General features: G+C 63.5%; 9 protein-coding genes. 8 read left to right on the top strand and 1 reads right to left on the bottom strand.

Going from position 1 to position 6,884, the window contains the following annotated elements; all coding sequences use genetic code 11:
• A partial coding sequence (locus tag VGQ94_01435; protein ID HEV2021169.1) for a PD-(D/E)XK nuclease family protein occupies positions 1-488 on the top strand: 488 nt, incomplete at its 5' end.
• On the top strand, positions 488-1,627 hold the full coding sequence (locus VGQ94_01440; GenBank protein HEV2021170.1) for a DNA recombination protein RmuC: 1,140 nt from the start codon (positions 488-490) through the stop codon (positions 1,625-1,627). The genes VGQ94_01435 and VGQ94_01440, both read left to right, overlap by 1 nt.
• A 266-nt stretch (positions 1,628-1,893) precedes the next feature.
• Here the strand turns inward: VGQ94_01440 and VGQ94_01445 are convergent, their stop codons facing one another.
• Positions 1,894-2,688 (bottom strand): CPBP family intramembrane glutamic endopeptidase, encoded by a 795-nt coding sequence (locus VGQ94_01445; GenBank protein HEV2021171.1) that lies wholly within the window; start codon positions 2,686-2,688, stop codon positions 1,894-1,896.
• A gap of 79 nt (positions 2,689-2,767) precedes the next feature.
• On the opposite strand from VGQ94_01445, the gene VGQ94_01450 reads away from it, so the two are divergent.
• The 6 genes from VGQ94_01450 to VGQ94_01475 form a co-directional block, all read left to right on the top strand.
• Positions 2,768-3,958, top strand: coding sequence for an acetyl-CoA C-acetyltransferase (locus VGQ94_01450; GenBank protein ID HEV2021172.1), 1,191 nt, complete (start codon positions 2,768-2,770; stop codon positions 3,956-3,958).
• Positions 3,959-4,033: 75 nt separating this feature from the next.
• Positions 4,034-4,639 carry a DinB family protein gene (locus tag VGQ94_01455; protein ID HEV2021173.1) on the top strand — a complete coding sequence of 202 codons (606 nt, stop codon included), beginning with the start codon at positions 4,034-4,036 and terminating at the stop codon, positions 4,637-4,639.
• A gap of 108 nt (positions 4,640-4,747) precedes the next feature.
• The gene (locus VGQ94_01460; protein HEV2021174.1) at positions 4,748-4,900 is read left to right on the top strand and encodes a hypothetical protein; all 153 of its coding nucleotides are present in this window, start codon (positions 4,748-4,750) and stop codon (positions 4,898-4,900) included.
• Positions 4,901-4,907: 7 nt separating this feature from the next.
• Positions 4,908-5,744 (top strand): arginine deiminase-related protein, encoded by an 837-nt coding sequence (locus VGQ94_01465; protein HEV2021175.1) that lies wholly within the window; start codon positions 4,908-4,910, stop codon positions 5,742-5,744.
• Positions 5,745-6,061: 317 nt separating this feature from the next.
• Positions 6,062-6,277: a DNA-directed RNA polymerase subunit omega gene (locus tag VGQ94_01470; protein HEV2021176.1), complete on the top strand. Its 216-nt coding sequence runs from the start codon at positions 6,062-6,064 to the stop codon at positions 6,275-6,277.
• Positions 6,278-6,375: 98 nt separating this feature from the next.
• Positions 6,376-6,884 (top strand): Rho termination factor N-terminal domain-containing protein (locus VGQ94_01475; GenBank protein HEV2021177.1); only part of this gene is annotated, 509 nt, incomplete at its 3' end.

A 6,884-nucleotide genomic window follows, 5' to 3' on the forward strand; every position in this document is an offset into this window, starting at 1 on the left:
AGGATTTTCTGGCCGCAATCCGGCGCGTGCCCGCCCCCAGGGTGCTTCATACCGAAGAATTCTTCGATGTGAAGGTGGGCGATGTGACGGTAGTCGGGCGCATCGACCGGATCGACCAGGTGGCCGAGGGCCGGGTCGTGATCACCGACTACAAGACCGGCAAGGCCCAATCGCAGGAAGATTCCGACGAGAGCCTGCAGCTTTCCATCTACGCCCTCGCCGCCCAGCGCCAGTGGAAGCTGGAGCCGCGGCGCCTGGTGTTCTATAACCTGGAGACCAACCAGGCCATAGAGACGGTGCGCAGCCAGAAAGAGCTGGAGAAAGCAGAGCAGCAGGTGCGGATCGCGGCCGAGAACATCGCGCAGGGCAACTTCGACGCCAACCCCGGATGGCACTGCCAGTGGTGCCCGTACCGCAGCCTTTGTCCCGCAACCGAGGAGCGGCTGTTTACAATCCAGAGAGCGCTTGAACCCACGGGAGCCAACTGATGCTGGAAGCGGCAGTCGTCGTCCTGGTGATCGCGGTGGTGGTGCTGGTCGCGCTGGTGGTGCGCCGATCCGCCGCCGGCGGGGGAGAGACCGAGGCGCTCCGCAACGACATCAGCATCCTGCGCGAGACTAACAACAAAGCCAACGAGATGATCGCCAAGCAGGTGCAGGCCATCGGCAGCAACGTGCAGACGGCGCTGGAGGCGGTGCGCAGCGACGTCGGCAACCGGCTGGACGCGAACGCGGGCGTGATGACGCAGGCGTCGCGGACAGTGGGCGACCGAGTGGCCAGCGTGCAGGCGACCTTTGCCGGGCTCCAGGAGCAGGTGGGGAAGATGAGCGAGCAGGCGCGCCAGGTGGCCGACCTGTCGCACTCCATCACCGACCTGCAGAGGATCCTCTCCTCGCCCAAGGTGCGCGGCGGCTTTGGGGAGGATTCGCTCGAGCAAATGCTGACGCAGGTCTTCCCGCGCGAGTTCTTCGAGATGCAATACTCGTTCGGCTCGGGCGATATCGTGGACGCCATCCTGAAATTCCCGCAAGGGAAGCTGGCCATCGACGCCAAGTTTCCGCTGGAAAACTTCCGACGCCTGGTGGAGGCGGAATCGGAGGCGGACCGAAAGATGGCGCGGCGCGAGTTTCTGAAGGACGTGCGCAAGCGCATCGACGAGATCGCGAGCAAGTACATCCGGCCGCAGGACGGCACGCTCTCGCTGGCGCTGGCCTACATCCCGGCGGAGAACGTCTACTACGAGGCCATCATCCGCGACGAAGAGGGCAACGACCTGCGCGCCTACTGCATGCAGCGCAACGTCTTCCCGGTGTCGCCCAACTCGCTCTACGCCTACCTACAGACCATCGTGATCGGGCTGAACGGGATGCGTATCAGCGAGCGCGCGGAATCCATCCTGCACGAACTGGAGTCGTTGCGGGTGGAGGTGGAGAAGTTCACCGGCGAGTACGAGACAGTGGGCAAGCACCTGCGCAACGCGACCACGAAGTACGACGAGAGCGCGCGGTCGCTGAACAAGGTGGAGACGCGGGTGCAGGGGCTCTCCAGTCACCGCGGCGAGCAACTCAGCCTGATCGAAGCCGAAGCGCAGAAGAAGGAGTTGGGCGAGCGCTCCGGCGAGAGCTGAGAACATTCCCCGCAAAAAACTCAGGGGACGCGATGTGCGTCCCCTGTCGAGCTCGTACGGACGGCCAGTTAGTGCTTCTTTTTCTTCTTGGCCTTTTTCTTCTTTGCCATTGTTCTATTCTCCCTTTTCCGTATTTCACGGATGTGCAACGATGTTTTGTTGCGATATCTGATGTATAGAGACAATGAAAAGTGATGTCAAGAACAAAATCGGCGGTGGCAACGAAAGTGCAACGTGAGCGCGCGGAGTTTCCGGCGCGGACACGATCAGGTCTTCAGCACGCGTTGCAGGATGTACAAGAAGATGCCGACGATGGAGTCGTGCCAGGCGTGCGCGATCATTCCTGGACGCAGATTCTTCCTGAAGTGAGCGAGGATGCCGAACAGCAATCCGAAGACACCGATCTGCACCATGCGAGCCGCGCCCTGGTAGCCATGCGACGCGCCGAAGACAGCGGCGGAGAGCGCCATGCCGGCGAAAGAGCTGCGCGTGAGGGTAGTGAACAGCCGCTGCAGGTAGCCGCGGAAGATGATCTCCTCGCAGAAGCCGGCAGTGGCGGCCAGCACAAGAAACAGAATGAGCTCGCGCGTGTTCGCAGGAGCGAGGAAGCCGATCTTCTTCATGGCTTCTTTCAGGGCCTGGGTCTCCTGTCCGGCGTGGGTCGCACTCTGCGCCAGGCCCAGCAGGAATCCCACACCGACCAGCACGCCCACGGCTATGAACCAAAAGCCGGCGGCCAGCGCCAGGTCGAGCAGCACGTCTTCCGGGCTCTTCCATCTTCCTCCCGTGATCTCTGCCATGGTCAGACGCTGGCGGCGCATCCCCACCCAGACGTAGGCCAGCAGGAGCCACTCCCACAGGATGGTTGCGGTGTAGAACGCGGGACGGCCGAAGCGTTCGACCGTGCGCTGCTGTCCCTCGGCGCCGACGTAGGAGAAGGCCAGCAGGATGGCCAACAGCAGAGCCAGATGCAGCAGGACCACAGTGCGCTGCGGGGTTGAGGGCTGGTCGACAGTTGGGGCGGGGGCGGCCAGGGGGTCTCCTGTGGTTTCCGGTAGCACGGGGAAGGATTCTCGATCCTCCGGGCGCGCGGCACATCTTATAATGAAGGGCTCTCAGTTTAATAAGGAGTGATCTCTTATGGCAGTCGAAGAGACGGTAATCATCGCGGGGGTACGGACGGCGGTAGGGAAATTCCAGGGCTCGCTCGCCGACCACAGCGCGACGCAGTTGGGAGCGATTGTGGTGAAGGAAGTGGTGCAGCGCGCCCAGCTCGACCCCAAGCTGGTGGACGAGTGCATCATGGGCAACGTCGTGGCTGCCGGGCTGGGACAGAACCCGGCGCGGCAGGCAGCGATCTACGGCGGGCTGGCGCCGGAAGTCAGCGCCATGACCATCAACAAGGTTTGCGGCTCGGGACTGAAGGCGGTGGCGCTGGCGGCCCAGGCCATCCAGACCGGCAACTGCGGCATCGTGGTGGCGGGCGGGATGGAATCCATGAGCAACGCCCCCTACCTGCTGCCCAACGCGCGCAAGGGCTACCGGCTGGGCAACGGCCAGATCGTGGACTCGATGATCCAGGACGGGCTGTGGGATGTCTACAACGACTACCACATGGGCATCACCGGGGAGAACGTCGCCGAAAAATATGGCGTCACCCGCGAGCAGCAGGACGAGTTCGCGGTGAACTCGCACCGCAAAGCAGTGGCCGCCATCAAGGAGTGCCGCTTCCAGTCGCAGATCGTCCCGGTGGAGCTGGCGCCAAAGAAAAAGGGCGAGGCGCCGGGCGTCTTCGCGAAAGACGAGAGTCCGCGCGAGGGCACCACCATCGAAACGCTGCGCAAGCTCAAACCCGCTTTCAAGAAGGACGGCACGGTGACCGCTGGGAACGCTCCGGGGGTGAACGACGGCGCGGCAGCCCTGGTGGTGACCAGCGCCCAGCGTGCGAAAGAACTGGGAGCGCAGCCCATGGTGCGCATCGTGGGCCAGGCCACGAGCGGCGTCGAGCCGCGGTGGGTGATGATGGCGCCGGTCACGGGCGTCCGCAAGCTCTGGGAGAAGACCGGCTGGAAGCCAGACGAAGTGGACCTCTACGAGCTGAACGAGGCCTTCTCGGTGCAGGCGCTGGCGGTGATCCGCGAGCTGGGCCTGGATCCGGCCAAGGTCAACGTGAACGGCGGCGCGGTGGCCATCGGACATCCCATCGGCGCCAGCGGCGCCCGCATTCTGGTGACGCTCATCTATGAGATGATTCGCCGCAACGCGCACAAAGGCATCGCGGCGCTCTGCCTGGGCGGCGGCAACTCGGTGGCCCTGGCGGTCGAACGTTAAGCCGGTCCTGAAGTTTTGCGGAACCTGGGGCCGGGGTCCTGCGTCTACTCTCGTATCTCGCTGAGGAGGAAACTGATGAGCGCGCTTTCCCGTCGGACCCTGATTCGTTCCTCGCTGGTCGCCGCGTTCGCGGGCTGCTTGCCGGAGCTATGGGCGCAGCCGGTAGCTCCGGATCCCGCTGCGGCCCGTGTCGCCGCCGGCGCCGGGGCGCGGATCCAGTTCATCCCCGAGTTCCTGGACGAGCTGAAACTTTCGCGCGCCTACACCCTGGAGTGCGCCCACGCCATGCCGCCGGAGAAATACGAGTTCCGCCCCGTACCCGAGGTGCGCACCTTCGGGCAACAGATGGTGCATATCTCCGAAGCCGTGCCAGGCCTCTATGAACTTTTCATCGAAGGCAAGAAGACGCCCACCCATCCCTTCAGCGAGGGTGGGAAGGAGCCGGTGCTGACCAAGGAGGAAATCATCGCGCGGCTGGGGGTGGGCTTCGACTACGTGGAGCGGGCGGCAGGGAAGCTGAACCCTTCGGCCCTGCGCCAGACTACCAAGATCTTCGGCGGGAAGGTGATCTCCAAGCACCGCATGCTGCGCTTCCTGCTGGACCACACCACCCACCACCGCGGGCAGACCGTGGTCTATCTGCGCATCAACGGCATCCAGCCGCCGCTCTACCGGGCGTAGCCGCGATTTCCGGATTCGTAACAAAAAGACGCTCGGCCACGCGGGCCGAGCCCGGCGGCGTTCTACTGCGCCGTTTCCACCGACTGCGAGCGCCTGCTGGAGCGGGCCATGGCGCAGCAGGGCCTGAGCGCGCGCGCCCACGACCGCATCCTTAAAGTGGCGCGGACCATCGCCGACCTCGAAGGCGTGTCGCACCTCGAGCCCAAGCATATCGCCGAAGCCATCCAGTACCGTACATTGGACAGGACCTATTGGACGTAGACCCTCCATGCGAATGACCCGCACGCTCTTCTGTCCTCCAACCTACTTTGAGATTCGCGACCTGAAGAATCCTTTCATGCGGGACGCCGGGCCGGTGGATAAGGAGAAGGCGCTCGAGCAGTGGGAGGCGCTGCGGCATGCCTTCGAGCAGGCCGAAGTCGTGACCGAGGTCATCCCGGCTGTCCCGGACCTCGAAGACATGGTCTTTGCCAACAATCAGGTCTTTGTAGGGGAGGGAAACGAAAGCGAGCGGTTCCGCTTCATTGTCCCCAGCCGCATGCGCTTTCCCTCGCGGCAGCGCGAGGTGCCGTACTACGTGGAGTGGTTCCGCGCCCGCGGCTACCGGGTGATCGAGCTGGACTACGGCGACGAGTTCCTGGAGGGCCATGGCGACCTGCTCTGGCACGCCGATAGCTCCAAGGTGTGGGCGGGATACGGGATCCGGTCCACCCGCGGGGGAGTGGAAAGATTCGCCGCGGCCATGCGCCAGCTTGACATCACGGTGATCCCGCTCCAGCTTACCGACGAACGCTTCTACCACCTCGACACCTGCTTTGCGCCACTGACGGCCGAGGCAGTGGTCATCTATCCGGGGGCGTTCTCGCCGGAGGCATTGGCCAGCATCCGGGCCGGGTGCCTCCGGGTCCATGAGGTGGACGAGCCGGAGGCCCTGGGTTTCGTCTGCAACGGGGTCGCGGCCAACGGACGCTTCATCACGCCACGCCTGGGTGCCGGGCTGGCGCGGGCGCTCAAGCGGGAAGGGCTGGAGGCCCTGGTGGTCGAGACCTCAGAGTTCGAGAAGTCCGGGGGGAGCGTCTGCTGCCTCAAGCTCTTCCACCCCTAGGGTTTAGGGTAACTGCATGGTAAACCTGCCCAATTTTTTGGGTTGACGGGATGGGTAGCCATGGGTAGGATAAGCCATTGGCCTAAGGCGGAATACCGCCGACCCCCCCCTCTTCCGGGCCGACCTGGTAATAAGCAGTACCAAGAAAGAAGAGCAACTTTCCCGGGCGGGTTTGCATCAATTGAAGTGTCGGAGGCCCTAGTCCGGTGGCTGGCAAGGCAAGCCGGGATAGGGACAGCGCTTCGCTAATTGTTCGCGTGTCCCAAAGCGGGTTCCGGCACATCCCAAGGACAAGCTTGTTGGAGGTAGAGAGTGCTATGCGTTCTGATCTAGTTTATCCGGCGGCGCGTAACCTGCCCAACCGCTACCTGCTGTGTCAGGTGGCGTCGAAGGCGACACGCAAGTTCCACCGGCCCAACACGCGGGTGCAGGACACGATGAACCAGATTCTGGAGAAGTTTGGGCAGGCCGAGGTGCAGGGTTTGGTGTCGGCGACGCCCGCGCTTGCGCGTTTGGAGCGCCAAGCGGCATAATAGAGGCTCGCCGCGCGCCCGTGCGGCGAGCCGCAGTAACTTTCCCGATCTTTTGATTGATTTCAAACCTTCCTTCCAAAACCATCCCGTAGGTGACCATGACCATAGCCGAACTGAAAGAAAAGAACATCACAGAACTGACCAAGATCGCCCACACGCTCGACCTGCCGGGCGCCAGCGGCCTGCGCAAGCAGGACCTCATCTTCAAGATCCTGCAGGCGCAGAGCGAGAAGGAGGGCCATATCTTCGCAGAAGGCGTTCTGGAAATCCTGCCTGACGGCTACGGCTTCCTGCGCTCCCCCGACTACAACTACCTGCCGGGCCCGGACGACATCTACGTCTCGCCCTCGCAGATCCGCAAGTTCGACCTCAAGACCGGTGACACGGTGAGCGGACAGGTGCGCCCGCCGCACGAAGGCGAGAAGTACTTCGCGCTGGTCAAGATCGAGGCGGTCAACTTCGAGTCGCCGGAGGAGGCACGCAACAAGATCCTCTTCGACAACCTGACGCCGCTCTATCCCCTGGAGCGCCTCAAGCTGGAAACGACCAAGGAGAACATCGGCGCCCGAGTGATGGACCTGCTGACCCCGGTGGGCAAGGGGCAGCG

The organism is Terriglobales bacterium, from assembly GCA_035937135.1.
Classification (GTDB): Bacteria; Acidobacteriota; Terriglobia; order Terriglobales; family Acidobacteriaceae; genus DASYVL01.